Genomic DNA, 25711 nt, shown 5'->3' on the forward strand with positions numbered 1-25711 from the left:
TAAGCATGTCAAAGCAGGATAATAATCATGTTTAGTCAATCATTCGCTTTTCTGCAGAAGATAGGCAAATCGCTGATGCTGCCGGTCGCGGTGCTGCCTGTCGCCGGCCTGCTGCTCGGCATCGGCGCGACCGACTTCCACACCACGAACAGCGTCGCTCTGGCGATCCTGTCCTTGATGAAGAACTCCGGCGACGTGATCTTCGGCAACCTGCCGCTGATCTTCGCTGTCGCGGTGGCGCTCGGCTTCACCGAGAACGATGGCGTCGCCGCCATCGCCGCGGTGATCGGCCACCTGGTCACCACCGTCACCCTGGGCGTGATGGCCGGCCTGATGGGCGTGAAAACCGCCACCATCATGGGCCTGCCGTCGATCCAGACCGGCGTGTTCGGCGGCATCCTGGCCGGCGGCATGGCGGCCTATCTGTTCAACCGCTTCTACCGGATCAATCTGCCCACCTACCTGGGCTTTTTCGCCGGCAAGCGCTTCGTGCCCATCATCACCGCCATCAGCGCCATCGGCCTGGGCGCGGTGCTGTCGGTGATCTGGCGTCCGATCGGCGAAGGCATCGCCACCTTCTCGCACTGGGCCGCCGTCAGCGACCCGCGCACCGCCGCCACCGTGTACGGCTTCGTCGAGCGCATGCTGATCCCTTTCGGCCTGCACCATATCTGGAATTTGCCGTTCTTCTTTGAAATGGGCGACTTCGTCGACGCCACCGGCAAGCACGTGCATGGCGACATCAACCGCTTCTTCGCCGGCGACAGCACCGCCGGCGTACTGGCCGGCGCCTTCTTCTTCAAGATGTTCGGCCTGCCCGGCGCCGCCATCGCCATCTGGCATTCGGCCAAGCCGGAAAACCGCGCCAAGGTCGGCGGCATGATGATTTCCGCCGCGCTGGCGTCCTTCCTCACCGGCATCACCGAACCGATCGAATTCTCCTTCCTGTTCGTCGCGCCGGTGCTGTACTTCATCCACGCCTGCCTGGTGGCCTCGGCCCAGTTCATCGCCAACACGCTGGACATGCACATGGGCTTCACCTTCTCGCAAGGCGGCATCGACTTCGTGCTGTTCAACCTGATCGGCGACAAGGCCAAGCACGCCGGCTATGTGTTCATCCTCGGCCCGATCTACTTCGTGATCTACTACGGCGTGTTCCGCTTCGTGATCGCCAAGTTCAACCTGAAAACCCCGGGCCGCGAAGATGAAAGCCTGGAAACCGCCGGCGCCGTCAGCGAAGACCAGCGCGCGCGCGAACTGGTGCTGGCCTTCGGCGGCCGCTCCAACATCCGCACGCTGGACGCCTGCATCACCCGTCTGCGCATCTCGGTGCAGGACACCGCCAAAGTTGACCAAGCCAAGCTCAAAGCCATGGGCGCCTCCGGCGTGGTGGTGGTCGGCAACGGCATCCAGGCCATTTTCGGGCCGCTGTCGGAAAACCTGAAAACCGATATGGACATATATCTGCGCAGCGCCGGCAGCGATGCCGAGCTGTCGTCCGCCCCGCTTGCGGCCCCCGCGCCTGTCGCGGTGGCTCCCGCCGCGCCGGCGGCTGCCGCCAAGGCAGATATCGCCGCGCTGAAGCAGGCGCTGGGTGGCAACGCCAACCTCGGCAAGGTGGAAGCCATCGCCCACACCCGCCTGCGGGTGGAACTGAAGGACGCCGCCCGCTTCGACGAAGCCGCGGCCCGCTCCGCCGGCGTCATGGCGGTGATGCAGGTCGCGCCGGGCACGCTGCACCTGATCGTCGGCGATCAGGCGGCCGCGCTGGCCGCAGCGCTGCTAGCCTGAAACCGGTCTTAGCGCCAACAAAAACGCCAGCTTCGCGCTGGCGTTTTTTTTGCCGCGCCGGCCGGCGCGGACGGGATCACAGCGCGAACAATTCGCGCAGGTGCTGCGCCACGCCGGATTCAGCGTTGCTGGCGATGCGATGGGCGTCCGGCATTTCGCTGCTGAGCCGCGGATGGGCATTGCCCATCAGGCGCGGATGCCCGGCGGCGCGCAGCAGCTCCACGTCGTTCTGGCCGTCGCCGAAAGCTAGGCAATGCGCCGGATCGATATCCAGCCGGCCCAGCACCAGCCGCAGCGCGTGGCCCTTGGAGACGTCCGCCGCCATCACTTCCAGGCAGTTCTCCAGCGAGAAGGTGATGTAGAGCTGGTCGCCGAAGCGCCGCTGCAACGCCTCCTCCACCCGCAGCAGGTGCGCGTGCTCGCCAATGTACAGCACCTTGCCGACGCCGACGCCGTCATGCTCGGCCAGATTGTCTACCCGGTAGCTCAAGCCGGAATCGCGGTGCATGTCGAGGAAGGACTGGCAGGGCTGATCGATCAGCCACTCGTCGTCCAGATAGAAATTGAGGATGGAGCCGGCGGCGTATTCCGGCTGCGCCAGCGCCCGCACCAGCTGCGGCGCGATGTCCTGGCGGTGGATCAGCCTGCCGTCCGGGTCGTGGATGCGGGCGCCGTTGGAAGTGATCAGGTGGGCGCGCACGCCCAGCGCGTCGCGGATGCCCTTCACATCCAGGTGATGGCGGCCGGTGGCCAGCGCGAATTGCACCCCGCGGGCTTCCAGGCTCTGCAAGGTGGCGGCGGTGAGGGAATTGACGGCATGGTGCTGGTCCAGCAGCGTGCCGTCGAGATCTGAAGCGATGAAACGGTAAGACATGCGAACTCCGGTGCGGCGGAAGTGTTTGATTATACGCTGATAGCGCTAACAATCAGACTGACGGCAGCGCCGCGAGTTGCGTAAACGCCAATGCGGCCCATTCTGGCGCGGACGTTTTTTGCAAGCCGGCGCCCGCCGCCGCGGGCAAGCTGGCAACCGTGCCGGCCCTTTCGCGCCGGCCAGGAGCCCGCCGCATGAACCCGCTTTCCCTTGCCGCCCACAGCGGTGCCAGCCTGGACGCCTTGCTGCGCCAGGCCGTGATCCAGCTTGGCTGCCCCGAAGAACGGCTGGCCGACCTGGACCAGCACGCCACCCTCGCCATCCAGCTGCAAGCGCTGCCCGACGTGATGGTGTCGGCGCTGGACGACCGCCTGTGGGTATGGAGCATTCTGCCCGGCCTGTCCGAAGCCAGGCTGCACGCGATGGCGGCCGAGACGCTGGCCATCCTGCTGGAGCCGGTGGAAGACGTGGAAAGCGGCCAGCTCGCGCTGGGACGCGGCGAGCACGGTTATGAATTGAAAGCGCTGGTGAGGCTGGACTGCCTGAGCCGCGATGGCGGGCTGCAGCCTGTGCTGGCCGCTTTCATCGAGCGGCTGCGCGCGCTGTACCAGACGCTGAACCTGACGGGAGAATGACATGCCGGGCATCACCACGATTTCCCACGCCGGCGGCGCCCAGCGCGCCGCCTCGCCCTCCACCCCGGCCGCGCCGCGCGCCGGCCAGCCAACCGGGCTGACAAGCAGCCCGCTCCCCGGCCCGACATCGTCGCGCCAGGCGGTGATCTACGCGCCGTTCGCCGCCGGCGACGTGGTGACCCAGAGCCTGGGCAAGAACCTGGTGCGCGAGCAAAACGGCAAACCACTGCTGCCGCTGATCGCGCAGGACGACCAGGCCCAGGTCCGGCTGCAGCAGCTGCAGCAGCAGCAGGTTCAGGATCTGCGCGGCAAGGGCTCGCTGTTTCCCGACCAAATCCGCAAATTGCAGCAACAGCACAATCTGTCGCAAGACGTCCTGCGCCAGCATATCGGCCCGGCCGAATTCGACAAGGCGATGCAGGCCTCTGCCACCTTCGCCCGCCAGGCCGACGTGCTGCAGCGGATGGAGATCCGCAGCAACGAGCACGGCGCGGAGCTGGGCCGGCTGCAGCCGCAGCGCGACAAGATCTACATCGTCGGCCACGGCGGCCCGGGCATGGACATCCTGGCGGCCGACCAGCAGGTGACCCAGGGCAAGGCCACGTCCGCCGATGTGGCGCAACAGCTGGCGGCCGGCGGCCTGGACCGCGCCTTCCGCGATTTCCGCGCCACCGCCTGCTTCAGCGCCGACACCCGCGAGCCGACCTCCTTCCACCCGGCAGACCTGGGCCGCGCCGCCGCGCCGGCGCTGGGACCGCGCCCGGGCTTCCTGCAGTTGTTCGGCAAACGGCCGGTGCTGAGCCAGCCTTTCGCCCAATCGCTGAGCGACGAGTTGGCCAAGCAGGGCTTCAAACAGCCGGAGGTCGCCGGCTACCACGGCGCCGGCGTGACCTTCAGCCAGATCGGCCACAGCTCGCGCCGCCTGCCTGGCGCCGCCGATAGCCGGGCGTCGGAGCTGAAGCAGGTATTCACTCCGCGCAAATAAGCCGCGTCTGCGTCGTCATGAGCGAATTCTGGAAGCCGGCTTTGGTCGGCTGAATAAGAATTCGCTCATTTACATGATAACGCCCGCCAGTACCGGGCCAGGATTCCGCACCATGCCAGACCTCGCCGCCTTCCACCATTGCGCCAATGAACTGCTGCAACACCTGGGCTTCGACGCCATCGTGCCGGCCAGCCATCAGGAAGTGATCAGCCTGACCGTGGAGCAGCGCTTCGCCGTCCACCTGGGCGCCATCGACCAAGACCATTGGTTCATGCAGGCCGAGCTGGGCGAACATCCGCTGCGTGACGCCGACCCGCTGCTGGCGCAGGCTTTGCGCGGCAACCAGCTGTGCGGCCAGTCCTGGCAGCCGGTAGCGGCGCTGGATGCCGAACAGCGGCTGTGTTGCTGGCTGCGCCTGCCGTGCCGCGGCCTCGACCTGCCGCAGCTCGCCGCCGCCTTCGACGCGCTGATCGCCCGCGCCGAAGCGCTGCTGGACAGCGCCGCCGCCGCGCGCTGAATCTCCGGCGCCGGGCCGCTCGCCCGCGCCGCCATAAGCCCTTTGGGCAATCCGCTAAGAAAGAAGCCAGATGAGCACCATCCACACCGGCATTCACATGATCCGACCCAACCTGTCCCAGCTGAACGAACTGGGCGCCGGCCTGCAGGCCGACAGCGCCCGCATCGGCATCCGCAAGGACGGCAGCCTGGTGGTCTACACCGGCCGCTCCTACCTGCTGCACCCGGACCAGACCCGCCGCGCGCAGCAGTTCCTGCGCCAGAACCACTTGCTGGAGCCGCAAGAGCGCCCGCGCGACATCCGCCTGCTCGACCTGGTAACGCGGCTGAACACCCGCGCCAACAGCCACACCCGTCCCAGCCCGCAGGATCTGGCGCAGCGGACCGACGCCGGCGCCAAGCCGCATCTGCGCTGGGCTGACCAGCAGCCGCCGCGCCAGGAAGCCGCCTCGCTGAGCCAGCGCCGCGGCCTGCAGCATCTGAAACTGGCGCCGCAGCCCGCCGCCGCGCCGGCAAACCCGCAGGCCGCGCTGGCGCGCGCGCTGGGCAGCAGCGACAACCGCGTCGGCCTGTTCAGCCAGCTGCAACAGCAAGCCGGCCCGGCCGCCAGCGGCGCGGCCTTCATCAATGACCTGGCCGGCGCGCGCTTCCGCGACATCCCCACCGCCGCCGCCACCCTGGTGCGGGCGCCGGACGGCGCGCAGCTGCCGGCCAACCGCGTGCAGGTGGGCGGCGCCAATGTCGCCATCGCCAGCCAATATCCGACGGCGGGCCAGCTGGAGAGCTATTTCGGCATGCTGGCCGCCAACCGCACTCCGGTGCTGGTGGTGCTGGCCTCCGACCACGACATCGCCAAGAGCCAGGGCGGCGGCAATCCGCTGCCGCCTTACTTCTCGCAAAGCGGCCAATACGGCAAGGTGGCCGTCAGCGCGCGCGAAGGCAGCCATAGCCAACTGGCGGGCGGCCTGGAAGTGCGCGCCTACCAGTTGGCGGTGCAGGACGGCGGCGGCAAGAAAATCTCCATCCCGGTGCTGCACGTGCCCAACTGGGCTGATTTCGGCGCCCAAGGCCCGGTCGCTCTGAAAGCGTTGGCCGAACACGTCAACGCGGTGAAGGAGAAGCAGATCGGCGTCTACCAGCGCGGCAACAGCAGCGCGCTGAACGACCCGGACAAGCTGCTGCCGGTGATCCACTGCCGCGCCGGCGTCGGCCGTACCGGCCAGCTGATCGCCGCCACCGAGCTGCTGAAGCCCGGCGCGTCCAGTCTGGAGTCCATCGTCGGCGACATGCGCCGCAGCCGCAACCACCTGATGGTGCAGACGGCGGAGCAGCTGAATACGCTGGCCGACCTGGCCCAACAACAGGGCCGCGCCGTCGTCGCCTCCCAGCCGGCCGCCGCCGGCAATCAGCCGATATACGCCAATACCGCCCCGCCGCTGCCGCCCCGCCATCCGCGCTAAGCCTGCCGGCAAACGGAAAAAGCACGCCTGTTGGCGTGCTTTTTTCATGGCTGCCGGCAGCCTAATGCCTATCATCCGCAAATTGACAAAGACATAAGGGACGGATAGCTTGACCCATTGCCCCCCACATCCCGCCGCCGCGCCGCAAGGAGAATCCATGAGCAATCGATACGGCCAGTTGTTCCGCACGCCGGGTGTCGCCGAGCTTGCGCTGGCCGGCTGGGTGGCGCGCCTGCCCGGCACCATGGTGGCCGTCGGCGTCATCACCATGCTGTCGCTGAGCCGTAACAGCTATAGCCTCGCCGGCGCGGTCGCCGCCACCTTGACGCTGGCCTCCGCGCTGCTGGCGCCGCAGGTATCGCGGCTGGCCGACCGCTACGGCCAAAGCCGGGTGCTGCCGCCGGCCACCGGCATCGGCGCTTGCGCGCTGCTGGCGCTGATTCTGTGCAACCATCTGCACGCGCCGGCGTGGACGCTGTACCTGTGCGCGGCGCCGGCTGGCTGCCTGCCCAGCATCCCGGCGATGACCCGCGCGCGCTGGGCGCGACTGCTGGAAGGCCAGCCGCTGCTGCCGACAGCGTTCGCGCTGGACAGCGTCTTGAGCGAAACCGCCTTCGTCATGGGTCCGCCGTTGTCGATAGGCCTGTGCATGGCCTGGTTTCCCGAAGCCGGCCCGCTGTTGGCCGCGCTGCTGATCCTGTTCAGTGTTTCCGCGCTGCTACGCCAGAAAGCCACCGAGCCGCCGCCCCATCCCATCACGTCGGACAGCCGCCGTCCGGCGCTCTTCCTGCGGCCGGTGCCGGTTCTGGCCTTGCTGATGGGCACGCTGGGCGCCATCGCGGGCACCATAGACGTCGCCTCGGTGGCCTTCGCCAAGGCGCAGGGCCAGCCCGCCGCAGCCGGCTGGGTGCTGGCGCTGTACGCGCTGGGCTCCGGCATAGGCGGACTGGCCTTCGGCGCGCTCAAGCCGGCTCTGCCGCTGGGTAGGCTGCTGCTGGGCTGCTGCCTGGCCACCGCGGCCAGTTCCACCCTGATCGCGCTGGCGCCGAATGTGATATGGCTGGCGGCGGTGATGCTGTTGTCGGGATTGTCCTTCGCGCCGACGCTGATCGTCGCGATGGAAATGGTGGAAAAGGCCGTGCCGCGCGCGCGTCTGACCGAAAGCCTGACCTGGCTGGTCACCGGCATCCAGTTGGGCGTCGCCGGCGGCGCCTCGCTGTGCGGCCTGGCGACCGACGCCTACGGCGCCCGGGCCGGCCTGAGCCTGGCGCTGGCGGCTGGCCTCGCCTCGCTATCGATCGCAGCCTTGCAACCGCGCGTAGTACCCACGAAAAGCGCTTGCTGAAAGTCCTGCCTGAAGCAATGTTAAAGGCCGAACCCGCATGAGTTGTGGCTTTTTGACTCTGGCAAATCCATCCTGTCTGTATATAGAATTTCACACTGAGAAATTTTAATGCTCTCACAAGCCTGCACAAGCATAGTTTGCAGCCCACGAGGCGCATACAGCTCCGTCCTCGCTTACACATTGCATCGATACGTCCAATCCCTCACGAATATCCATACTCACGACCGACACGTGGACCACTCGATATCACCTCGGATCTGCCCCGCAATCCGATGCGACAATACGATACAATTTTCATGAAACTCCTAAACCGCGGGATTTCATCCACTCAGCGGACTACTCCAGTAGCGTGTAGCCCATAACCGTGAATTCGCACATCAGACTAGCCTATCCATGCTAGTCAAAACATAGAAGAAAGCGATATTGACATGCAAACCCGTTTATTAGCCAGTCTTCTGACTCTAACCTTATTGAGCGCATGCACAAGCACACAGCTCGCTGGCGATCCTTTAAATGAAAAACCAGATAGCCAATCTGGAACTGTCATCTTATCGCTCACAATCAATACTGGTGAAGTACCGCCCATTGAGCTTATTGAACTGACCAGAAATGAGGATCCCACATCAGGATTTAATAAAAAATATCAGCTCAAGAATATCGTTCCAGGCCTCTCAAAAGATACTGCACTTTATATTGGCACCCTTCCAGCTGGAACCTATAAGCTTGACTACTTGCGTGCTCAATTGAAATTTTTGTCAGTATCTCCAGGACAGCGAGAGCTAGTTGGAGATTTTCGCGTTGAACCAGGGAAAACCTCAGATCTTGGTCGACTTATTCTGACAGCGATCAACTACAAAGTAGCCTTTGGACGCAGTCTTCATGAAAAAGACAACCGAAAATTAGTAGCGCTTGCGGCGCCGTCATACCAAAGTCTCTATCAACAAGCCTCATCAACAGGCTGGCTGAAAACCGAGCCAACAGACCGCATTGAGGCATACGCGCTCAGCAGACCGCAAGGGGCTGGCGGCTTTAGCGAATTAGCTGATCATAGGATAATAGGCGGGTCAAGGTTTGGCAGCATATTGGTACGCCAAGATTCTGGCCACTGGAAACTGATTGGAAGAACTGGCGAACTCAATTCCATTCTATTCACCACTCCCTATCCCATCCAGCCCTATATGGCGGTTGCCGTCGGTGAGTTCGGTAGTTTTTTCAAAGTGCGCATGGATGGCAAAACCTTGCCTATCGACCGAGGAAATCTTCCTCTTGGAAATTATTTCTTCATAGACAGTTCTCCAGATCAAAAACACTGGTTTGTCGGAGTCCAGCTGCCTGGAAAAGTATCCTTGTATGAATCCAATCAATTGGAAAATGGAAACTGGAAAATTGCAAGAGAAAATCCGGCAGGAATATTATGGCTATGGCACTATCCTGGCGGTATTGGTTATGCATCAAGCTCGGTCCGAGTGATTGCCTGCTATGACTATGCGCAAAAGCAATGGTGCCAAAATGATACTCCTGAAAAGCGTTATATCATCGCAGTGGCCGGTGGACCGACAAAGTCGGTCGGCGTGCTAACTCAGGTAGGCTTAGGAATTGCGGGAGTATTCGCCAAAACCCATTACAGCTCAGATTGCGGAGCCAACTGGAAAGAAACTCACTCCCCCTATACCGTCAAAGCTTCCGCTCCCATCATTCTGCCATCAGGCCAGATTTTGGAAAGCGGTGGCGTATTCGGCGATACCGGCATTTACCGCAGTGACGATGGTAGCAACTGGAGCAAGATTTACAGCGATCAGCTGATATTGCGCGATCACATCTGGGTCATGCCGACGGCAGGCCTGATCAGCGTATCGAATAGCATTAACGGAGTTGAGGACATCCAATATTCGAATGATGGAGGAGCTACCTGGAGTACTGAAGTCACGAGCTACGACTCAAGGCAAAATAACACAAAGGACTGACCGTTAAGCAGCGCCAAGCGGACCGTTTCGGTCCGCCTCGAATTAAGCCGATCCCAAATGGAAAACGCCCAGCAATTGCTTGCTGGGCGTCGTAATCTGGTGGCCAGTCGCGGAATCGAACCACGGACACGCGGATTTTCAATCCGCTGCTCTACCAACTGAGCTAACTGGCCTAAGTTGTGGTGGCCAGTCGCGGAATCGAACCACGGACACGCGGATTTTCAATCCGCTGCTCTACCAACTGAGCTAACTGGCCACATCTGTCTGCCCGCGCTGTCGCGCTGTCAGAGCCATGCATTTAATCAGAGGACGGCTTTTGAGTCAAGGCATAATTGCAAAAAACGGCTCGCCCTCCGCCTGAAAACACAAACAGCCCGGCCGCTCAACGCGCCCGGGCTGCCGGATCAAACACTTACACCGCGTCCGGCTGCTTGGCAGGATGCGCGTCGGCAAATGCCGGCAACGCCTCCAACGCCTCCGCGATGCGGACGATGGTCGGATACGGCGCCAGGTCCACGCTGAAGCGGCGCGCGCTGAATACCTGCGGCAGCAGGCACACGTCAGCCAGCGTCGGCACGTCGCCTACCGCATAACGGCCGGCAGTCTGCGCCAGCTGCCGCTCCAGCGCGTCGAAGCCGGTGCGGATCCAGTGGCGGATCCACTCGGTCTTGCCCTCTTCGCTCGCGCCGTGCTCGGCCTGCAGGAACTTGCCCACCCTAGGGTTCTGCAAGGGGTGGATGTCCGCCGCGATGGCCAGCGCGATCGAACGGACCCGCGCCCGCGCCGCCGGCTCGGCCGGCAGCAGCCGCGCCGTGTCCGGATAGGCTTCGTCCAGGTATTCGCAGATCGCCAAGGACTGCGTGATCTGCACGCCGCCATCGTCCAGCAGCGGCACCAGGCCGTACGGGTTGATCGCCAGATAGTCGGCGCTGCGCTGCTCGCCCTTGAGCAGGTTCACCGCCCGATACTGGTAAGCCAGTCCCTTCAGGTTCAGCGCGATGCGGACGCGGTATGCGGCGCTGGAGCGGAAGTAGCCGTACAGGACGCGTTCAGCCATGGGCGACCACGGTTTGCTCGATGGCGCCGAAGATGCTGTCGCCGGCCGCGCTCTTCATCTCGATGCGCACCGTGTCGCCCACCTTCATGAACGGCGTCTTCGCCGCGCCCTGCTCGATGGTTTCTATCATCCGCTGCTCGGCCAGGCAGCAGGAGCCGACGCTGCGGTCCTTGTTGGAGATGGTGCCGGAGCCGACGATGGAACCGGCGACCAGCTCGCGGGTCTTGGAGACGTGCGCCACCAGCTGCGGGAAGCTGAACTGCATCTCCACGCCGCAATCGGGCTTGCCGTAGAACGCGCCGTTGTAGTCGACCAACAGCGGCAGATGCACCTTGCCGCCCTGCCAGGCGTCGCCCAGCTCGTCCGGCGTGACGGCGACCGGTGAAAAGGCGGTGGCCGGCTTGCTCTGGAAGAAGCCGAATCCCTTGGCCAGCTCAGGCGGGATCAGATTGCGCAGCGTCACGTCGTTGACCAGCATCAGCAGGCGGATGTGCTTCTCATCGGCTGGCGCGCCCAGCGGCACGTCGCCGGTGACCACCGCTACCTCGCCCTCGAAATCCAGGCCCCAGGCCTCGTCGCGCAGCGGGATGCCGGCCGTCGGGGCGAGGAAGGCGTCGGAGCCGCCCTGGTACATCAAGGGGTCGGTGTAGAAGCTTTCCGGCACCTCGGCGCCGCGCGCCTTGCGCACCAGCTCGACGTGGTTCAGGTAGGCGCTGCCGTCGGCCCACTGGTAGGCGCGCGGCAGCGGGCTGAGGCAGCGCCCGGAGTCGAAGGCGACCTCGTCCGGCACCTTGCCCTGGTTCAGGGCGGCGTAGACTTCCTGCAGGCGCGGCGCGGCCTGCGCCCAGTTGTCCAGCGCGCCCTGCAGCGTGGCGGCGATGGCGGAAACGGCCACCGCGCGGGTCAGATCGCGGCTGACCACCATCAGCTGTCCGTCGCGGGTGTGGTTGTGATAAGTGGCTAATTTCATCTTGATGTTCTTTCTGCTAGCGGCCGCTGCGGGCCGTTCCTCTATATCCATTTTCCGGCTTGGCCTGAGCGCGCTTGCGCCGCGAGCGGGCCTCGGTCGGCGGGAGAAGCTCAGCGGTAGCCATCGTACCGCAAGCCTCTCGGCGCCAAGGTCGGGCCGCTCTGCGGCGCTGGCCTCAAACCGGCTTGGGCTTCCAGCTGTCCACGTATCCTTGCCACTCGACGCTGGCCAGGCCCGGCCCCTGCTCCAGGGCGTCGCGGGCGTCTATCATCACCGCCACTTCGTCGGTGAATTTCTTCGGCTCGGTCATCGCCTTGGCGAAGGCCTTCGGGTGCGGGCCATGGGTGAAGCCGGCCGGGTGGAAGGTCAGCATGCCAGGTTTGATGTTGTCGCGGCTGAAAAAGTCGCCGGCGTGGTAGAAGATCACTTCATCGTAATCGTCGTTGTTGTGATAGAACGGCACTTTCAGCGCGCCCGGGTCGGACTCGATCGGCCGCGGCACGAAGGTGCAGATCACGAAGCCGTCGGCGACGAAGGTGGTGTGGGCCGACGGCGGCAGATGGTAGCGGTGGCTCATCAGCGGGCGGATGTCGCGCCAGTTGACGCGCGCCACCGAATTGTTGCCGTGCCAGCCGATGGCATCCAGCGGATTGAACGGATAGGTGACGATGGACAGCGCGCCGCGGCGCTTGATCACCACCTGCCATTCGTCCTCCGTCTGCTGCGCCTTGAAGACATCATCGATCGCCGGCACGTCCAGCACCGCCTCGTCGAAGATCGCGTGCGGACCGACCAGGCCTTTTTCCGGCAGCTGGTAAGCGCCGTTGCTGGTCTCGACCAGCAGCATGGTGGTCGGGCTGGCCGGCTCGATGCGCCAGCTGGTGGAGCGCGGCACCAGGATGTAGTCGCCGTCGCGGTAGCTCAGGTGGCCGTAGTCGCAGAACAGCTCGCCGCTGCCGGCGTGGATGAACAGCAGGTCGTCGCCGTCGGCGTTGCGGAACAGCTGGCTCATCGCCTGCTCGCAGCGCCAGATCCGCAGCTTGCACTGGGCGTTGTGCAACACCAGCGGCGCGTCCCAGGGCGCCGGCGCGCCGTGCGGCAGCTCGTTCAGGTCGAAGGCGCGCGGACGCAGCGGGCCTTCCCAGGCGCTCCAGCCGGTCGGCGGGTGTTTGTGGTGCAGATGGGTGGCCGGGCCGAAGAAGCCGCTGCGGCCGACTTCGCGCTCGTATATGGCCTCGGCCGGAAAGTCGGCGTGGGCCTGCCGCGAGATGGTGCCTTCGCGGTGCGGGTAACTGATCCATTTACGCATGTTTGATGTCCTGTCCGTCCGGCCATGCCGCGTTGGCCGGCGCATTGCAAGGTATAAGCGGCGCGACGCCGCGCGCCCGTCGGGGAGGCTCCCGGACGGGCTGGCGCGGCAAAGCGTAGGATCAATCGGCCTTCAGCACGCCGCGGCGGATCTGATCTTCCTCGATGGACTCGAACAGAGCCTTGAAGTTGCCTTCGCCGAAGCCCTCGTTGCCCTTGCGCTGGATGATCTCGAAGAAGATCGGCCCGATCACGGTTTCGGTGAAGATCTGCAGCAGGATGCCTTCCACCGGCGCGCCGTCGATCAGGATGCTGTTCTTCTTCAGGCGGGCCACGTCCTCGCCGTGGTTCGGCACGCGGGTGTCCACCTTTTCGTAATAGGTGTCCGGCGTATCGAGGAAGCGGGTGCCGCGCGCCTTCAGCGTTTCCACCGTGGCGTAGATGTCGTCGGTGGTCAGCGCGATGTGCTGGATGCCTTCGCCGTTGTACTGGCGCAGGAATTCCTCGATCTGGCTCTTGTCGTCGGACGACTCGTTGATCGGGATGCGGATCTTGCCGCAGGGGCTGGTCATCGCCTTGGACACCAGGCCGGTCAGCTTGCCTTCGATGTCGAAGTAGCGGATTTCGCGGAAGTTGGCGATGCCAGTGTAGAAGTCGGCCCAGGTGGCCATATTGCCGCGCGCCACATTGTGGGTCAGGTGGTCGATCAGGGTCAGGCCGACGCCGAACGGGTGCTGGTCCACGCCTTCCAGCGGCACGAAGTCGATCTCGTAGATGTCCTTGCCCTGGCCGTAACGGTCGACGAAGTACAAGGCGGAACCGCCGATGCCCTGCACCGCCGGGATATTCAACTCCATCGCGCCGACCGGGCGCTGATACGGCTTGGCGCCGTGCGACAGCGCGTATTCATACGCCTTGGCGGCGTCCTTGACGCGCCAGGCCATCGCACAAGCGGACGGGCCGTGCGCCTTGGCGAACTCGCTGGCCGGCTGGCTGCGCTCGGCGTTCAGGATGAAATTGATGTCGCCCTGGCGATACAGGCGCACGTCCTTGCTGCGGTGGCGGGCAACCTCGGTGAAGCCCAGCGACAGGAACAGCTGGTTCAGCTTCTCCACGCCCTCGGCGTCGGGGGCGGTGTATTCGACGAACTCAAAACCGTCGGTGGCTAGCGGATTTTGCAGCATGGCTTCCATTTTCATCAGTTTCTCCTCTGTTATAGTCTGGCGAAAGAATTTTCTTGCGCAGACAATCGACTCGGCATGAGCGCTACTTGTAAACGTCTGCAGGCGGACCGCGTTATGTAAGCAGGCCGCCTTCCCTCCCGCGCGGCGGGAGGATGGCAGTTTCGACAGGGCGGGACGAGGCAGGGAGAGGAAAACCGCGGCTCGCGCAGGGACACGCGAACTGGCGCCGGACGCCGATGGCGGCACGGCAAACTCTCCTCCGAACGAATCGTTATCTGCTGTCACACACCATCGACACGCATCGGCAGTCTGATGCTGCCGTTTGCTTGATTTAGGCTTTTTATTCTATGGAAAGCCCGCAGCAATTATCTTGCTAAATGGCTTAACTTAAGCAATATTGAAGAATAAAATGTCTCAACTAACCGATAATCAGGAGAAAATATGCCAAGTCTCACATTGGACAAGACAGACTTGCGTATTCTGGCCGAGCTGCAGCTTGACGGCCGGTTGACCAACGTCGAGCTGGCCGAGCGCGTGGCCCTGTCGCCATCGCCCTGCCTGCGCCGGCTGAAGCAACTGGAAGAGTCGGGCGTGATCCGCCAATATGTCGCCCTGCTGGATCCTGCGCATATCGGTTTGGGCCTGCAGGCCTGGGTGCGCGTGACGCTGGAAAAACGCGGCAATCTGCATCTGCAAAGCTTCATCGAGGCGGTGCAGAGCTGGCCGGAAGTGATCAACTGCTTCGCGATGACCGGCGAGATGGACTATCTGCTGCAGGTGTATTTCGAAGACATGGAGCATTTCTCGCGCTTCGTGATGGACGAACTGCTGCAGCACCCGGGCGTGGAAGACGTGAAGTCCAGCTTCGTGCTGAAGGAGATCAAGCGCACCACCGCGCTGCCGCTGGGACAGCTGCGCAGCATGTAAGCGCTGGCGGAAGACGGAAAAAATGGCCCGAGAGGGCCATTTTTCATGGAGAAGCGCGCCGCCTCAATGCCCCTGATGGTGGGCGGCGGTGCTGGACAGCAGCTTGTCGGTATAGGCGATGGCCGCCGCCGACAGCAGGAAGGCCAGGTGCAGGAACAGCTGCCATTTGATGGTGTGCTCGTCGATGCGGCTGGCGTTGATGAAGGTTTGCAGCAGGTGGATCGACGAGATGCTGATGATGGCCATCGACAGCTTCACCTTCAGCACCGAGGCATTGACATGGTCCAGCCACTCCGGCTGGTCCGGGTGGGTGTCGATGCGCAGCCGCGACACGAAAGTCTCGTAGCCGCCCACCGTCACCATCACCAGCAAGTTGGCGATCATCACCACGTCGATCAGGCCGAGCACCGCCAGCATGATGTCGGTCTCGGTCAGGTGGTCCAGCCCCTCCAGCAGCTCCCACAGCTGGGCGAGGAATTTCCACGCGTACACGCCCTGCACCACGATCAGGCCCAGATAGATGGGCAGCTGCAGCCAGCGGCTGCTGAAGATGACCTGGCCCAGCAGCGACTTCCTGGGCTCCCGGCGATTCGTTATGTTTTCTTGCATGAGGCTTCCTGATGTTGCAAGCCGGAGGCGCTCCCGCGGGAACGCCTCCGGCCGTCACAGGCCCAGCCTCTGCCAGATGGTGGAGACCAGGCCCGCCTGGTTCAAAGTGTAAAAATGCAGACCGGGCGCGCCGCCCTGCAACAGGCGGTCGCACAGCTCGGTCACCACATCCAGCCCCAGCGCGCGGATGGAAGCGGTGTCGTCATAATAGGCCTGCATCCGCTGCCGCAGCCAACGCGGCACTTCCGCGCCGCACATGTCGGAAAATCTGCACAGCTGGCCGAAATTGGAGATCGGCATGATACCGGGCACCACCGGAATGTCCACCCCGCGCGCCTGGATCTCGTCGACGAAGCGGAAATAGGCGTCTGCGTTGAAAAAATACTGGGTCATCGCCGAGTTGGCGCCGGCCCGCACCTTGCGCACGAAGTTGTTGATGTCGTCTTCGGCCGAGCGCGCCTGCGGGTGGAATTCGGGATAGGCCGCCACCTCGATGTGGAAGTGCTCGCCGTGCTGCTCGCGGATGAAGGACACCAGCTCGTTGGCGTAGCGGAATTCGCCGGCCGCCACCATGCCGGACGGGATGTCGCCGCGCAGCGCCACCAAGTGGCGGATGCCGTTGTTGCGGTATTCGTCGAGGATCGCCGCGATGTTCTCGCGGGTCGAGCCGATGCAGGACAGGTGCGGCGCCGCCGCGTGCCCCTCGCTGCGGATCTCCAGCACGGTGGACAAGGTGCCGTCGCGGGTAGTTCCGCCGGCGCCGAAAGTCACCGAGAAAAACTGCGGCTTGAACTGGGCCAGCTGCTGGCGCGTGGTGCGCAGCTTGGCGATGCCTTCCGGCGTCTTGGGCGGGAAAAACTCGAAACTGAAGGTGCGTGGCGTCTGCGTCATCATGATCCTCTCTATCGCTGTCCTGGCTATCTTGTCGTCGCCGGCCTCTTTGTGCCGTTGCGCGTTTGCCGCTGCCCGAAAAAAACGGACAGCTCCATTCTATGGGGGCTGTCCGTTTCGCCTTGGTTCAATAATCAATAACGATAGTGATCCGGCTTATAAGGGCCTTGCTTGGGCACGCTGATGTAGGCCGACTGCTGATCGGACAGCTCGGTCAGCCGCGCGCCGATGCGGGCCAGGTGCAGGCGCGCCACCTTCTCGTCCAGATGCTTGGGCAGCACATACACTTTCTTGTCGTACTTCTGGCCGTTGGCGAACAGTTCGATCTGCGCCAGCACCTGGTTGGTGAAGCTGTTGGACATCACGAAGCTCGGGTGGCCGGTGGCGCAACCCAGGTTCACCAGGCGGCCTTCGGCCAGCAGGATCACGCGCTTGCCGTCGGGGAAGATGATGTGGTCGACCTGCGGCTTGATGTTCTCCCACTGGTACTGGCGCAGGGAGGCGACTTCGATCTCGCTGTCGAAGTGGCCGATATTGCAGATGATGGCGTTGTTGCGCATCTTCTTCATGTGCTCGTGGGAAATCACGCCGACGTTGCCGGTGGCGGTGACGAAGATGTCGGCTTCGCCGGCCACCTCGTCCATCCGCACCACGCGGTAGCCTTCCATCGCCGCCTGCAGCGCGCAGATCGGGTCGATCTCGGTCACCCACACCGTGGCGCCCAGGCCGCGCAAGCTTTGCGCGCAGCCCTTGCCCACATCGCCATAGCCCAGCACCACCGCCACCTTGCCGGCGATCATCACGTCGGTGGCGCGCTTGATGCCGTCGACCAGCGATTCCCGGCAGCCATACAGATTGTCGAACTTGGACTTGGTGACCGAATCGTTGACGTTGATCGCCGGGAACGGCAGGTGGCCGTCCTTTTCCAGCTGGTACAGACGGTGCACGCCGGTGGTGGTTTCCTCGGTCACGCCCTGGATGTGCTGCAGGCGCTTCGAATACCAGTGCGGATCGATGGCCAGGTGGCGCTTGATCGACGCGAACAGCGCGGTCTCTTCCTCATTGGTGGCATGGGCGATCGCGCCGATGTCCTTTTCCGCCTTGCTGCCCAGCATCAGCAGCAAGGTGGCGTCGCCGCCGTCGTCGAGGATCATGTTGGCCGGCTGGCCCTCGGGCCATTCGAAGATCTTGTGGCTGAATTCCCAGTACTCGTCCAGGCTCTCGCCCTTGAAGGCGAATACCGGAATGCCGGCGGCGGCAATCGCGGCGGCGGCGTGGTCCTGGGTGGAGAAGATATTGCACGACGCCCAGCGCACTTCGGCGCCCAGCGCGGTCAGGGTTTCGATCAGCACCGCGGTCTGCACCGTCATGTGCAGGCTGCCGGCGATGCGGGCGCCGCGCAGCGGCTGGCTGGCGCGGAATTCGTCGCGGGTCGCCATCAGACCGGGCATTTCGGTCTCGGCGATGTTCAGTTCCTTGCGGCCCCAGCCGGCAAGGTTGATGTCAGCTACGTGAAAATCGGAAAAATCAGCCATCGTGAGCCATCCTTGTTCACGCGGCAGGAGGAATGGGGCTCACCCGCCATTCCGTGCCAGCCACGGTCATGAGTCAGGTGAGCGCCGTTGTGTCGCAGACTTTGCGTCTCCACGCTTCCCGAGCCTGGGGATGCGGTTGCTGAACCGCTCCTCGCAGCGCTCCTCGGGATGCCGAGTAATTATACCTAGTCAGGCGAGAAAGGATAGGACAAGTCATGTCAAGGCGATAAACTGGCGGTCTTTCCATCCCGCCGCCGCCCATGCCCTTCGTGTTCACACCGCTGGCCGCGCTGTCCGGCCTCGCCGCGCTGTTGTCCGCCGCCATCAGCGTCATCGCCTGGAACCGCAGGCAGTTCGCCGGCGTGCGCTGGCTGGCCTTGCTGATGGCCTCGGTGGCGTTCTGGGCCGCCGGCGCGATGTGCGAACTGTCGGCCACCAGCCTGTCCGCCAAAGTGCTGTGGTCCAAGGTGGAATATCTGGGCACCCTCTCCACCCCGGTGCTGTTCCTGCTGCTGGCGCTCGACTACAACCACATCGACCTGATGCGCCGCCGCCGCTGGCTGCCGGTGCTGTTCGCGATTCCCGCGCTATGCCTGCTGCTGGCCGCCAGCAACGAATACCACCAGCTGGTCTGGACCAGCTACCGCCCCAGCCCGTCCGGTTACAATTTGCTGATCTACGGCCACGGACCGGCGTTCTGGCTGGGCGTCGCCGGCTATTCCTACCTGATGATGCTGCTGGGCAGCCTGCTGCTGATCCGCTCGCTGCATTACTACCCGCCGCATTTCCGCGGCCAGTCCATCACGCTGATGCTCAGCGCGCTGGCGCCCTGGCTGGGCAACATCCTCTACCTGAGCGGCCTGTTCCCCCTGCAGGGGCTGGATCCAACCCCGCACTCCTTCGCCTTCACCGGCATCGTCTTCGCGATCGACCTGCTCTACCTGCGCCAGCTCTATCTGGTGCCGGTGGCGCGCGCCCGCGCCTTCGAGGCGATGGGCGACGGCATCGTGGTGGTGGATCAGCAACTGCGCATTCTCGACATCAATCCTTCCGGCGCGCGGATGCTGGGCCAGCCGGCCGGACAGCTGCAAGGCAGTGCGCTGCCCGCGCCCTGGCTGGACAGCGCCAGGCTGCGGCGCGAAGGCCAGTTGCTGGAGATGATGGCGCCGGCCAGCGGCAAGATCCTGGATATCCGCGCCTACGCCATCGACCAAGGCCGGCATCCCGGCCACACCCTGATGCTGGTGATGCGCGACATCACCCAGCGCCGCGAGGCGGAGGACGCGCTGAAAAACGCCAACCAGCAACTGGTGGAACGGCTGGCTCAGATCGAACAGCTGCAGGCGGCGCTGCGCGAACAGGCGCTGCGCGATCCGCTGACCGGCCTGTACAACCGCCGCTACCTGGACGAAACCTTCGAGCGCGAAAGCCGGCGCGCCGAACGCGAAAGCCAGCCGATCGCGATGGCGATACTCGATCTGGACAACTTCAAGCAGATCAACGACAGCCATGGCCACCAGGTCGGCGACCGGGTGCTGCAAGCGCTGGCCCGCCTGCTGCAGCGCGAATGCCGCGCCACCGACATCGTCTGCCGGCTGGGCGGCGAGGAGTTCCTGGTATTGCTGCCCGGCAGCGACGCCGAACAGGCCCAGGCGAGGGTGGAGGGCTGGCGCGGCGGCTTCGCCCGGCTTAGCCATGCCGGCCGCGATCATCCATTCCAGGCCAGCTTCTCCTGCGGCATCGCCGCGCTGCCGCGCCATGGCCGCGCGCTGTCCGAACTTTACCATCATGCCGACCGCGCGCTGTACCAGGCCAAGGCCGCCGGCAAGAACTGCAGCGTGCGCGCCCCCGCCTGAGCCGCGCCCATGAAAAAACCGCCGGTCGAAACCGGCGGTTTTTCTGGCGATGCCCGAGTCCTTACAGACCGGCGTCGGCGCGCAGCGCCTCCACCTTGTCGGTGCGCTCCCAGCTGAATTCCGGCTCTTCGCGGCCGAAGTGGCCGTAAGCGGCGGTCTTGCCGTAGATCGGACGCAGCAGGTCCAGCATCTGGATGATGCCTTTCGGCCGCAGGTCGAAATGCTTCTTCACCAATTCGACGATCTTCTCGTTCGGCACCTTGTTGGTGCCGAAGGTGTCGACTGCGATCGAGGTCGGCTCGGCCACGCCGATGGCGTAGGAGATCTGGATCTGGCACTGGCGCGCCAGGCCGGCGGCGACGATGTTCTTCGCCACGTAGCGGCCGGCATACGCCGCCGAACGGTCAACCTTGGACGGATCCTTGCCCGAGAACGCGCCGCCGCCGTGCGGCGCCGCGCCGCCGTAGGTGTCGACGATGATCTTGCGGCCGGTCAGACCGCAATCGCCCATCGGGCCGCCGATGACGAAGCGGCCGGTCGGGTTGATCAGGAATTTGGTTTCCGGGGTGATCATCTCCGGCGGCAGCACCGGCTTGATGATGTCCTCGATCACCGCGTCGGTCAGCGTCTTGTGGTCGATGTCCGGGCTGTGCTGGGTGGACAGCACCACGGTGTCGATGCGCTTGGGCAGGCCGGTGGCGGCATCGTACACGCAGGTGATCTGGCTCTTGGCGTCCGGGCGCAGCCACGGCAGGCGGCCGTCCTTGCGCAGTTCGGCCTGGCGCTGCACCAGGCGGTGCGCGTAGTAGATCGGGAACGGCATCAGCGTCGGAGTTTCGTCGCAAGCGTAGCCGAACATCAGGCCCTGGTCGCCGGCGCCCTGGTTCAGGTCGATGCCCTCACCCTCGTTGACGCCCTGGGCGATGTCCGGAGACTGCTTGTCGTAGCAGGCCATCACCGCGCAGCCGCGGAAATCGAAGCCCAGTTCGGAGTCGTCGTAGCCGATGCGCTTGATGGTTTCGCGCGCCACCTTGATGTAGTCGACATTGGCGGTGGTGGTGATTTCGCCGGCCAGCACCACCAGGCCGGTATTGACCAGGGTCTCGGCCGCTACGCGCGCGTGCTTGTCCTCGCGCAGGATCGCGTCGAGGATGGCGTCGGAGATCTGGTCGGCGACCTTGTCGGGGTGGCCTTCGGATACGGATTCCGAGGTAAACAGGTATTCACTCATTTATTCTGCGTTCCCAAAAAAATACAAAACCTTGTGATGATAAAATAGGCCGCTTTGAGACCAAGACTGCGCTTCCATATGTCAAAGCTAGTCCATTTACTGCTGTCTTTCCTGGCGCACCTACCCCTCTCCTGGCTACAAGGTTTGGGTGCCGTTCTCGGACGATTGACTTATCATGCATCCCCCCGCTTCGCGATGCGGCTGCGGGAGAATCTAAGTTCTAGTAAAATCTTCGAAAACTATCAGGTTTTACCACGCGAAGTCAAACGCAGCGCGGCGGAAACCGGCAAAGGCGCGCTGGAGCTGGCCATCGCCTGGTGCCGCAGTCCGGAAGACATCGCCGCGATGGTCAAAAGCTGCGACGGTTGGCATCACGTGGAGTCGGCGCTGGCTCAAGGCAATGGCATTATATTCGTAACTCCGCATTTGGGCAGCTACGATATCGCCGGACGTTATATAAGTTCGCGTCTGCCCTTCCCGCTGACCGCGATGTACCGCCCGCCCAAGCTCGCCTGGCTGGAGCCGGTGATGCAAGCCGGCCGCTCGCGCGGCAAGGGCAAGACCGCGCCGGCCACCGCCGCCGGCGTGCGGGTGCTGATGAAGGCGCTGAAATCCGGCGAAGCCACCATCATCCTGCCCGACCAGGCCCCCGGCAACGGCGAAGGCGCTTGGGCGCCCTTCTTCGGCCGGCCGGCCTACACCATGACGCTGGTGCCGCGGCTGGCGCAGATGAGCGGCGTGGCCACGCTGTTCTTCGTCGGCGAGCGCTTGCCGCGCGGCCAGGGCTTCGCCGTCCACATCGAACCGCTGGCCCAGCCGTTCACCGGCGACAAGGAAGCGGATTGCGCCTTGATGAACGCCCAGGTGGAAAACCTGATCCGCCGCTTCCCCAGCCAGTACCTGTGGAGCTACAACCGTTATAAATGCCCGGCCGGCGTCACCCGGCCGGACGATGCACAAGGACACGCATGAGACTCGCTTTCGCCCTGTTGTGGCTGATCCGCCTGTTGCCGATGCGGGCCATCGGCCTGATCGCCGCCGGCCTGGGCAATATCGCCTACTTGCTGGCCGGCGGCCGCCGCCGCGTCGGCCTGATCAACCTCCGGCTTTGCTTCCCCGACATGCCGCTGGCCGAGCGCAGGCGGCTGGTGCGCAAGAACTGCCAGCACATGATGCGGCTGGTGCTGGAATACGGCGTCTGCTGGTGGAGCTCCGCCAAGCGCATCGACAATCTGGTCGACATCAAGAACCTGCATTACGTCACCGAACTGCGCGACAAGGGCGAGGACGTGATCCTGTTCTATCCGCATTTCGTCGGCTTCGAGATGTGCGTGTACGCGCTGAACCAATACATTCCGCTGGTCAGCGTCTATTCGCACCAGAAAAACGACACGCTGGACCGCCAGATCTACGCCGGCCGCCAGCGCTACGACAACGCCTACATCGTGTCGCGCCAGGAAGGCCTGCGCCCGATCATCAAGGCGATGCGCAAGGACCACGCGCCCTTCCTGTATCTGCCGGACCAGGACTTCGGCGTGCGCGACTCGCTGTTCGTCGACTTCTTCGGCGTCAAGGCCGCCACCATCACCGGCATGTCGCGCATCGCCAAGCTGGCCCGCGCCAAAGTGGTGCCCGCCATCGCCCGCCGCGTCGGCGACCGCTTCGAGCTGGAGTTCTATCCCCCCTGGGACAACTACCCGAGCGAAGACATCGAAGCCGATACCCGCCGCATGAACGCCTTCCTCGAAGAGCGCGTGCGCGAAATCCCCGACCAGTATTTCTGGCTGCACAAGCGCTTCAAGAACCGCCCGCAAGGCGAGCCTCGCTTCTACTGAGCGCCGCCCGCCAGCCGCAGGCCGTCCCGCCCGATGCCGGACGGCCTATTTGCCATCAGCCCCTCCTCGGCTACCAAGCAGGCAACAGGAAAGGCTCCTTGCAGGTATCCTCGTACTCGCCGTCCGGCGTATTCACAAAAGCCCCGGCCTTCGGGAAGTCCGCCAGCCTGTCCGCCTTCAACGTGAACCAGGCCTGGGTCAGCACATTGCGGCCTTGCTTGTCCTTGCCGCACTGCAGCTGCAGCGAGCGCGCCTGATCGGTGCCGAAGGCCTTGACGAAGGCCTCTTCCAACTCCTCGCGCCGCCGCACCTGGCCGGCCTGCGCCAAGAGATAGGCGCCGAAGCCGCTGTCGGCCACCGCCTGGCGCATGTCCATCGCCGTCGAGAAGAAGTCGACGCCGTTGTAGCCGAAACACTGCACGTGCTTGACGTATTCGTGGGTGTACAAATCATCCTTCAGCTGCGGCATCACCTGGCTCAAACGCTGCCGCAGCTCGGTCGGCGGCAGCGCGATGGCCAGCGCGTGCGGGAAGAAAGCGCAGCCCTTGGCCCACCACTGCTGCACCGGCACGCCCTGCTGAATCAGGCTTTGCGGCAGCGACGGCCACAAGCCGTGCAGGCCGATCAGCGGCTGCTTGGGCTGCTCCGGCAGACAGCCGTCGCCGATGGCGCAAAAGCCGGGCTGCCAGGTCAACGCGAAGGTGTAATGGGCGAAATCGCCGTGCCGGGCGGGCTGCAGCGGCTTGGCCTGCGCCGCGCCGGCCAACAGCAGCGCGGCAAGGGAAGACAATAGGAATTTGAGCATGGGATCTGTGGATGAAGTTGGCCCGCATCGCGTGCGGGCGGCGCGCACAAGGCATGCCAATGTCAACCATATCCGGCCGCCACGCAAGCGGCGGCAACAAATCTGAATAAAAAAGCACTGCCGAGGCAGTGCTTTTTTGTGGGGGCGAACGGATCTACTGGCCTGGCTTGCGCCAGAAGTAGCGGTAGACGAAGCCCGGAAAGGCCGCCACCAGGAACAGCGAGAAGGTGGTGACGTAAAACTGCCAGTTCTGCTCGTGCACCGGCATCTGCCGCGACTCCAGCAGCCTGGCCAGGCCGCCCATCAGCAAGAACAGCGCCGCCAGCTCCAGCGCCTGCCAGCCGAAATGCTTGCGCGCCACCTTGACGAAGCCGGCCACACGGGTGGTGATGAACGGCAGGTTGGCGGCCGCGAAGGCCAGCAGGAGCAGAATGGTGATGCTGCTTTGCATGGGTCTTGTCCTGTCAGATCACGGTCAGCGATTGGCGCATCGCTTGCAGGCACAGCTCCAGCAGCGATTCCGGCAGCACGCCCACCGCCAGCAGCGCCAGCGCGTTCAGCGACAGCACCAGCTTCATGTCGGCACGCACGGCGATCGGGCTGTTGTCAGCCGCGTCGTCGAAGTAGATGGCCTTCACCACGCGCAGGTAGTAGAACGCGCCGATCACCGACATCAATACCGAGAACACCGCCAGCTTGACCATGCCGATGTCCAGGATGGCCTTGATCACCACGAACTTGGCGTAGAAGCCGGCCAGCGGCGGGATGCCCGCCATCGAGAACATCGCCAGCAGCATCAACAGCGCGTACCAGCTGTTGCGGCTGTTCAGGCCCTTCAGGTCGTCGATCTTCTCGCACTCGAAGCCCTTGCGCGACAGCGCCAGCATGATGCCGAAGCCGACCATCGACATGGCCACATACACCACCGCGTAGAACAGCGCGGCGGAGTAGCCCTGCTGGGTGCCGGACAGCACGCCCAGCAGCAGGAAGCCCATGTGCGAGATGGTGGAGTAGGCCAGCATCCGCTTGATATTGGTCTGCACGATGGCGGTGATGTTGCCGATGGCCATCGACAGCACGGCCACGATCACCAGCATGCCCTGCCAGTCGCCGACCAGCACGTCCAGGCCTTGGGCCAGGATGCGCAGCACGAACACGAAGGCGGCCAGCTTGGGCGCCGCGCCGACCATCAGCGTGACGGAAGTCGGCGAGCCCTGGTAGACGTCAGGCACCCACATGTGGAACGGCACCGCGCCCAGCTTGAAGCTGAGGCCCGCCACGATGAACACCAGGCCGAAGAGCAGCAGCATCGGGTTGGCGGCGTGCAACTTGATGGACTTGGCCACGCCGGCCAGCTCCAGCGTGCCGGTGGCGCCGTAGATCATCGAGATGCCGTACAGCAGCAGGCCGGAAGCCAGCGCGCCCAGCACAAAGTACTTCATCGCCGACTCGGTGGCGGCCACCGAATCGCGTTGCAGCGCGATCAGCGAGTACAGCGCCAGCGACAGCAGCTCCAGGCCCATGTACAGGCTGAGGAAGTGCGAAGCCGACACCATCAGGTTCATGCCCAGCAGCGCGAACAGCGCCAGCGAGAAGTATTCGCCCTTGTACAGGCCGCGGTCGGCGGTGTACTGGCGGCTGTAGACCAGCACCACCGCGGTGGCGCCGTACATCGCCAGCTTGACCAGCGCCGCCAGCGGATCGGCGACGTACATGCCGGAGAAGGTGGTCACCGGGTACGGCGTAAAGGTGTAGACCTGCGCGACGGCGGTGCCGGCCAGAGTCAGCAGCGTCAGGCCGTAGGTGATGCAGCGCTTTTCATCGGGGATGAAAAGATCCAGCATCAGCACCACCAGCAGCGCGCCGATCAGGAACAGCTCCGGCAAGGCGGGTATCAGGTTGAGATCAGCCCAATTCATTGTGTTTATTCCTT

23 protein-coding genes, 2 tRNA genes and 1 riboswitch are annotated in these 25711 nt (G+C 64.0%); of the genes, 11 read left to right on the forward strand and 14 right to left on the reverse strand.

From position 1 onward, the window contains the following. Nucleotides 1-27: 27 nt before the first annotated feature. Complete coding sequence (gene ptsG, locus U6115_RS19815; RefSeq protein WP_043580327.1) at nucleotides 28-1791, forward strand: PTS glucose transporter subunit IIBC; 1764 nt, start codon at nucleotides 28-30, stop codon at nucleotides 1789-1791. Nucleotides 1792-1867: 76 nt separating this feature from the next. Here ptsG and U6115_RS19820 read toward each other — a convergent pair whose 3' ends face one another. Continuing rightward, on the reverse strand, nucleotides 1868-2665 hold the full coding sequence (locus U6115_RS19820; protein WP_043580325.1) for a Cof-type HAD-IIB family hydrolase: 798 nt from the start codon (nucleotides 2663-2665) through the stop codon (nucleotides 1868-1870). A 194-nt stretch (nucleotides 2666-2859) separates the two neighbouring features. On the opposite strand from U6115_RS19820, the gene U6115_RS19825 reads away from it, so the two are divergent. The 6 genes from U6115_RS19825 to U6115_RS19850 all read left to right on the forward strand — a co-directional run bounded on the left by U6115_RS19825 (nucleotide 2860) and on the right by U6115_RS19850 (nucleotide 9570). Beyond that, on the forward strand, nucleotides 2860-3300 hold the full coding sequence (locus U6115_RS19825) for an InvB/SpaK family type III secretion system chaperone (protein ID WP_052258389.1): 441 nt from the start codon (nucleotides 2860-2862) through the stop codon (nucleotides 3298-3300). A gap of 1 nt (nucleotide 3301) precedes the next feature. Further along, nucleotides 3302-4285, forward strand: a complete 984-nt coding sequence (locus U6115_RS19830) for a hypothetical protein (protein ID WP_043580323.1) — start codon at nucleotides 3302-3304, stop codon at nucleotides 4283-4285. 112 nt (nucleotides 4286-4397) lie between these two features. Beyond that, nucleotides 4398-4802: a CesT family type III secretion system chaperone gene (locus U6115_RS19835; protein WP_043580321.1), complete on the forward strand. Its 405-nt coding sequence runs from the start codon at nucleotides 4398-4400 to the stop codon at nucleotides 4800-4802. A gap of 70 nt (nucleotides 4803-4872) precedes the next feature. Further along, a complete protein-coding gene (locus U6115_RS19840; RefSeq protein WP_052258388.1) occupies nucleotides 4873-6261 on the forward strand; it encodes a protein-tyrosine phosphatase family protein in 1389 nt (462 codons plus the stop codon). 157 nt (nucleotides 6262-6418) lie between these two features. Continuing rightward, the gene (locus U6115_RS19845; protein ID WP_043580319.1) at nucleotides 6419-7606 is read left to right on the forward strand and encodes an MFS transporter; all 1188 of its coding nucleotides are present in this window, start codon (nucleotides 6419-6421) and stop codon (nucleotides 7604-7606) included. A gap of 428 nt (nucleotides 7607-8034) precedes the next feature. Continuing rightward, entirely contained in the window at nucleotides 8035-9570 is a 1536-nt protein-coding gene (locus tag U6115_RS19850) for a WD40/YVTN/BNR-like repeat-containing protein (RefSeq protein ID WP_146008443.1), read from the forward strand. 97 nt (nucleotides 9571-9667) lie between these two features. Here the strand turns inward: U6115_RS19850 and U6115_RS19855 are convergent. The 6 genes from U6115_RS19855 to hppD form a co-directional block, all read right to left on the reverse strand. Continuing rightward, nucleotides 9668-9743 (reverse strand) — tRNA-Phe (locus tag U6115_RS19855). Between the two features lie 7 nt (nucleotides 9744-9750). Further along, nucleotides 9751-9826 (reverse strand) — tRNA-Phe (locus tag U6115_RS19860). Nucleotides 9827-9982: 156 nt separating this feature from the next. Next, nucleotides 9983-10627, reverse strand: coding sequence for a maleylacetoacetate isomerase (maiA, locus tag U6115_RS19865; protein WP_043580316.1), 645 nt, complete (start codon nucleotides 10625-10627; stop codon nucleotides 9983-9985). After that, nucleotides 10620-11597 (reverse strand): fumarylacetoacetate hydrolase family protein, encoded by a 978-nt coding sequence (locus U6115_RS19870; protein ID WP_043580314.1) that lies wholly within the window; start codon nucleotides 11595-11597, stop codon nucleotides 10620-10622. Before U6115_RS19870 ends, maiA begins: the two co-directional genes overlap by 8 nt. Before the next feature lie 175 nt (nucleotides 11598-11772). Beyond that, a complete protein-coding gene (locus U6115_RS19875) occupies nucleotides 11773-12906 on the reverse strand; it encodes a homogentisate 1,2-dioxygenase (protein WP_043580311.1) in 1134 nt (377 codons plus the stop codon). Between the two features lie 121 nt (nucleotides 12907-13027). Further along, nucleotides 13028-14104, reverse strand: a complete 1077-nt coding sequence (gene hppD, locus U6115_RS19880) for a 4-hydroxyphenylpyruvate dioxygenase (protein ID WP_043580310.1) — start codon at nucleotides 14102-14104, stop codon at nucleotides 13028-13030. 426 nt (nucleotides 14105-14530) lie between these two features. Between hppD and U6115_RS19885 the strand changes: the two genes are divergently transcribed. Next, the gene (locus tag U6115_RS19885) at nucleotides 14531-15016 is read left to right on the forward strand and encodes an Lrp/AsnC family transcriptional regulator (RefSeq protein WP_043580308.1); all 486 of its coding nucleotides are present in this window, start codon (nucleotides 14531-14533) and stop codon (nucleotides 15014-15016) included. 63 nt (nucleotides 15017-15079) lie between these two features. On the opposite strand, the gene U6115_RS19890 is transcribed toward U6115_RS19885, so the two are convergent. The 3 genes from U6115_RS19890 to ahcY all read right to left on the reverse strand — a co-directional run bounded on the left by U6115_RS19890 (nucleotide 15080) and on the right by ahcY (nucleotide 18051). Next, complete coding sequence (locus tag U6115_RS19890) at nucleotides 15080-15625, reverse strand: TIGR00645 family protein (RefSeq protein ID WP_043580306.1); 546 nt, start codon at nucleotides 15623-15625, stop codon at nucleotides 15080-15082. A 54-nt stretch (nucleotides 15626-15679) separates the two neighbouring features. Next, nucleotides 15680-16516 carry a methylenetetrahydrofolate reductase [NAD(P)H] gene (gene metF / locus U6115_RS19895; RefSeq protein ID WP_043580555.1) on the reverse strand — a complete coding sequence of 279 codons (837 nt, stop codon included), beginning with the start codon at nucleotides 16514-16516 and terminating at the stop codon, nucleotides 15680-15682. A gap of 134 nt (nucleotides 16517-16650) precedes the next feature. Beyond that, nucleotides 16651-18051 carry an adenosylhomocysteinase gene (ahcY, locus tag U6115_RS19900; protein WP_043580304.1) on the reverse strand — a complete coding sequence of 467 codons (1401 nt, stop codon included), beginning with the start codon at nucleotides 18049-18051 and terminating at the stop codon, nucleotides 16651-16653. Nucleotides 18052-18123: 72 nt separating this feature from the next. Next, nucleotides 18124-18222, reverse strand: a riboswitch (S-adenosyl-L-homocysteine riboswitch). An 89-nt stretch (nucleotides 18223-18311) separates the two neighbouring features. On the opposite strand from ahcY, the gene U6115_RS19905 reads away from it, so the two are divergent. After that, a complete protein-coding gene (locus U6115_RS19905; RefSeq protein WP_052258386.1) occupies nucleotides 18312-19907 on the forward strand; it encodes a histidine kinase N-terminal 7TM domain-containing diguanylate cyclase in 1596 nt (531 codons plus the stop codon). A 61-nt stretch (nucleotides 19908-19968) separates the two neighbouring features. Here U6115_RS19905 and metK read toward each other — a convergent pair whose 3' ends face one another. Next, nucleotides 19969-21138, reverse strand: coding sequence for a methionine adenosyltransferase (gene metK, locus U6115_RS19910; RefSeq protein WP_043580302.1), 1170 nt, complete (start codon nucleotides 21136-21138; stop codon nucleotides 19969-19971). A 78-nt stretch (nucleotides 21139-21216) separates the two neighbouring features. On the opposite strand from metK, the gene U6115_RS19915 reads away from it, so the two are divergent. Together U6115_RS19915 and U6115_RS19920 are read left to right on the forward strand one after the other, a co-directional pair. Next, the gene (locus U6115_RS19915; RefSeq protein ID WP_043580300.1) at nucleotides 21217-22110 is read left to right on the forward strand and encodes a lysophospholipid acyltransferase family protein; all 894 of its coding nucleotides are present in this window, start codon (nucleotides 21217-21219) and stop codon (nucleotides 22108-22110) included. Continuing rightward, nucleotides 22107-22973: a lipid A biosynthesis lauroyl acyltransferase gene (locus tag U6115_RS19920; RefSeq protein WP_043580297.1), complete on the forward strand. Its 867-nt coding sequence runs from the start codon at nucleotides 22107-22109 to the stop codon at nucleotides 22971-22973. Before U6115_RS19915 ends, U6115_RS19920 begins: the two co-directional genes overlap by 4 nt. A 70-nt stretch (nucleotides 22974-23043) precedes the next feature. Here U6115_RS19920 and U6115_RS19925 read toward each other — a convergent pair whose 3' ends face one another. The 3 genes from U6115_RS19925 to nuoN form a co-directional block, all read right to left on the reverse strand. After that, complete coding sequence (locus tag U6115_RS19925; RefSeq protein WP_043580295.1) at nucleotides 23044-23778, reverse strand: ribonuclease T2 family protein; 735 nt, start codon at nucleotides 23776-23778, stop codon at nucleotides 23044-23046. A gap of 154 nt (nucleotides 23779-23932) precedes the next feature. Beyond that, nucleotides 23933-24229: a DUF2818 family protein gene (locus tag U6115_RS19930; RefSeq protein ID WP_043580293.1), complete on the reverse strand. Its 297-nt coding sequence runs from the start codon at nucleotides 24227-24229 to the stop codon at nucleotides 23933-23935. A 13-nt stretch (nucleotides 24230-24242) separates the two neighbouring features. After that, nucleotides 24243-25697: an NADH-quinone oxidoreductase subunit NuoN gene (nuoN, locus tag U6115_RS19935; RefSeq protein WP_043580291.1), complete on the reverse strand. Its 1455-nt coding sequence runs from the start codon at nucleotides 25695-25697 to the stop codon at nucleotides 24243-24245. Nucleotides 25698-25711: the final 14 nt, after the last annotated feature.

It is taken from the genome of Chromobacterium subtsugae, from assembly GCF_035919665.1.
In the GTDB taxonomy this organism is placed as follows: domain Bacteria; phylum Pseudomonadota; class Gammaproteobacteria; order Burkholderiales; family Chromobacteriaceae; genus Chromobacterium; species Chromobacterium subtsugae.

Excerpts from the sequence above, each read along its gene's own strand:
- ptsG (WP_043580327.1), top strand. The coding sequence starts at position 28 with ATGTTTAGTCAATCATTCGCTTTTCTGCAGAAGATAGGCAAATCGCTG.
- U6115_RS19820 (WP_043580325.1), bottom strand. The coding sequence starts at position 2,665 with ATGTCTTACCGTTTCATCGCTTCAGATCTCGACGGCACGCTGCTGGAC.
- U6115_RS19825 (WP_052258389.1), top strand. The coding sequence starts at position 2,860 with ATGAACCCGCTTTCCCTTGCCGCCCACAGCGGTGCCAGCCTGGACGCC.
- U6115_RS19830 (WP_043580323.1), top strand. The coding sequence starts at position 3,302 with ATGCCGGGCATCACCACGATTTCCCACGCCGGCGGCGCCCAGCGCGCC.
- U6115_RS19835 (WP_043580321.1), top strand. The coding sequence starts at position 4,398 with ATGCCAGACCTCGCCGCCTTCCACCATTGCGCCAATGAACTGCTGCAA.
- U6115_RS19840 (WP_052258388.1), top strand. The coding sequence starts at position 4,873 with ATGAGCACCATCCACACCGGCATTCACATGATCCGACCCAACCTGTCC.
- U6115_RS19845 (WP_043580319.1), top strand. The coding sequence starts at position 6,419 with ATGAGCAATCGATACGGCCAGTTGTTCCGCACGCCGGGTGTCGCCGAG.
- U6115_RS19850 (WP_146008443.1), top strand. The coding sequence starts at position 8,035 with ATGCAAACCCGTTTATTAGCCAGTCTTCTGACTCTAACCTTATTGAGC.
- maiA (WP_043580316.1), bottom strand. The coding sequence starts at position 10,627 with ATGGCTGAACGCGTCCTGTACGGCTACTTCCGCTCCAGCGCCGCATAC.
- U6115_RS19870 (WP_043580314.1), bottom strand. The coding sequence starts at position 11,597 with ATGAAATTAGCCACTTATCACAACCACACCCGCGACGGACAGCTGATG.
- U6115_RS19875 (WP_043580311.1), bottom strand. The coding sequence starts at position 12,906 with ATGCGTAAATGGATCAGTTACCCGCACCGCGAAGGCACCATCTCGCGG.
- hppD (WP_043580310.1), bottom strand. The coding sequence starts at position 14,104 with ATGAAAATGGAAGCCATGCTGCAAAATCCGCTAGCCACCGACGGTTTT.
- U6115_RS19885 (WP_043580308.1), top strand. The coding sequence starts at position 14,531 with ATGCCAAGTCTCACATTGGACAAGACAGACTTGCGTATTCTGGCCGAG.
- U6115_RS19890 (WP_043580306.1), bottom strand. The coding sequence starts at position 15,625 with ATGCAAGAAAACATAACGAATCGCCGGGAGCCCAGGAAGTCGCTGCTG.
- metF (WP_043580555.1), bottom strand. The coding sequence starts at position 16,516 with ATGACGCAGACGCCACGCACCTTCAGTTTCGAGTTTTTCCCGCCCAAG.
- ahcY (WP_043580304.1), bottom strand. The coding sequence starts at position 18,051 with ATGGCTGATTTTTCCGATTTTCACGTAGCTGACATCAACCTTGCCGGC.
- U6115_RS19905 (WP_052258386.1), top strand. The coding sequence starts at position 18,312 with ATGCCCTTCGTGTTCACACCGCTGGCCGCGCTGTCCGGCCTCGCCGCG.
- metK (WP_043580302.1), bottom strand. The coding sequence starts at position 21,138 with ATGAGTGAATACCTGTTTACCTCGGAATCCGTATCCGAAGGCCACCCC.
- U6115_RS19915 (WP_043580300.1), top strand. The coding sequence starts at position 21,217 with ATGTCAAAGCTAGTCCATTTACTGCTGTCTTTCCTGGCGCACCTACCC.
- U6115_RS19920 (WP_043580297.1), top strand. The coding sequence starts at position 22,107 with ATGAGACTCGCTTTCGCCCTGTTGTGGCTGATCCGCCTGTTGCCGATG.
- U6115_RS19925 (WP_043580295.1), bottom strand. The coding sequence starts at position 23,778 with ATGCTCAAATTCCTATTGTCTTCCCTTGCCGCGCTGCTGTTGGCCGGC.
- U6115_RS19930 (WP_043580293.1), bottom strand. The coding sequence starts at position 24,229 with ATGCAAAGCAGCATCACCATTCTGCTCCTGCTGGCCTTCGCGGCCGCC.
- nuoN (WP_043580291.1), bottom strand. The coding sequence starts at position 25,697 with ATGAATTGGGCTGATCTCAACCTGATACCCGCCTTGCCGGAGCTGTTC.